The organism is Mesorhizobium sp. M4B.F.Ca.ET.089.01.1.1, assembly GCF_004022605.1.
GTDB lineage: Bacteria > Pseudomonadota > Alphaproteobacteria > Rhizobiales > Rhizobiaceae > Mesorhizobium > Mesorhizobium abyssinicae.
In genome coordinates this window covers 1-1,410 of the sequence record NZ_RZOS01000823.1, presented here as the reverse complement: position 1 = coordinate 1,410, position 1,410 = coordinate 1, and the positions used below count along the sequence as shown (strand labels likewise).

The window sequence follows — 1,410 nt, the reverse complement described above, 5'->3', positions numbered from 1 at the left end:
GGCGACAACATCACGGTCGACGTCGAGCTGATCGTGCCGATCGCCATGGAAGAGAAGCTGCGCTTCGCCATCCGTGAAGGCGGCCGCACCGTCGGTGCCGGCATCGTCGTCACCATCAAAGAATAATTGGACTTAAACCGATCTGTCGCGGGCGCGGAAGTTGCCCGCGCCGCGCCAGAACAAGGAAGTGACGCATGAACGGACAGAATATCCGCATCCGCCTTAAGGCGTTTGATCACCGGGTGCTCGACGCCTCGACCCGGGAGATCGTGTCGACGGCCAAGCGCACCGGCGCCAACGTCCGCGGCCCCATTCCGCTGCCGACGCGGATCGAAAAGTTCACGGTCAACCGGTCGCCGCACGTCGACAAGAAGAGCCGCGAGCAGTTCGAGATGCGCACGCACAAGCGTCTGCTCGACATCGTCGATCCGACCCCGCAGACGGTCGATGCTTTGATGAAGCTCGACCTCGCCGCCGGTGTGGACGTCGAGATCAAGCTCTAAGGGAATGAGAGCGCGGTAAGGGGCGATGCCCCTGGCCCGGAACTCTAAAGGAATTGAACCGATGCGTTCAGGTGTGATTGCAAAGAAGGTGGGAATGACCCGCATCTATAACGATGCCGGGGAACATGTTCCCGTCACCGTTCTCCAGATGGAGAACTGCCAGGTCGTGGCGCAGCGCACGCAGGAGAAGAACGGCTATACGGCCGTCCAGCTCGGCGTTGGCCTCGCCAAGGTGAAGAACACGTCGAAGGCGATGCGCGGCCATTTCGCCGCCGCGTCCGTCGAGCCGAAGGCGAAGCTCGCCGAATTCCGCGTCTCCGCCGACAACATGATCGACGTCGGCGCCGAGATCACCGTCGAGCACTTCGTCGCCGGCCAGAAGGTCGATGTGACGGGCACCTCGACCGGTAAGGGTTTCCAGGGCGTGATCAAGCGGCACAACATGGGTGGCGGCCGCGCCACGCACGGTAACTCGGTGTCGCACCGCACGCACGGCTCGACCGGCCAGCGCCAGGACCCCGGCAAGGTGTTCAAGGGCAAGAAGATGGCCGGCCACATGGGCGACGCCCGCGTCACCACGCAGAACGTCGAGGTCGTCTCGACCGACGCCGACCGCGGCCTGATCCTGATCCGCGGCGCCGTTCCCGGCGTCAAGGGCGCCTGGATCCTGGTTCGCGACGCGGCCAAGGTCGCGCTGCCGGCCAATGCGCCGAAGCCTGCCGCGATCCGCGCTGGCGCCGCCAAGAATGAAGCCCCGGCCACCGAGGGAGCGGAATAATGGACCTCAAGATCACAACGCTGGGCGGCAAGGACGCCGGCAAGGTGAAACTCTCCGAGGAGATTTTCGGCCTTGATCCGCGCGAGGACATCCTGCAGCGCGTCGTGCGCTGGCAGCTGGCCAAGAAGC

At 64.5% G+C, this 1,410-nt stretch carries 2 protein-coding genes and 2 pseudogenes; all 4 read left to right on the top strand.

Annotation, left to right across the window (positions count from 1 at the left end; genetic code table 11):
- A pseudogene (tuf, locus tag EN780_RS34235) lies at nt 1-126 on the top strand (elongation factor Tu); the annotation flags it as partial.
- Between the two features lie 68 nt (nt 127-194).
- On the top strand, nt 195-503 hold the full coding sequence (gene rpsJ, locus EN780_RS34230; protein ID WP_006205468.1) for a 30S ribosomal protein S10: 309 nt from the start codon (nt 195-197) through the stop codon (nt 501-503).
- Nucleotides 504-564: 61 nt separating this feature from the next.
- Entirely contained in the window at nt 565-1,281 is a 717-nt protein-coding gene (gene rplC / locus EN780_RS34225; RefSeq protein WP_127286411.1) for a 50S ribosomal protein L3, read from the top strand.
- Nucleotides 1,281-1,410, top strand: a pseudogene (locus EN780_RS34220) (50S ribosomal protein L4); the annotation flags it as partial. The gene rplC and the pseudogene EN780_RS34220, both read left to right, overlap by 1 nt.

Bases quoted from the DNA above. Each gene is read 5' to 3' on its own strand.
- rpsJ (WP_006205468.1), top strand. From the start codon at position 195: ATGAACGGACAGAATATCCGCATCCGCCTTAAGGCGTTTGATCACCGG.
- rplC (WP_127286411.1), top strand. From the start codon at position 565: ATGCGTTCAGGTGTGATTGCAAAGAAGGTGGGAATGACCCGCATCTAT.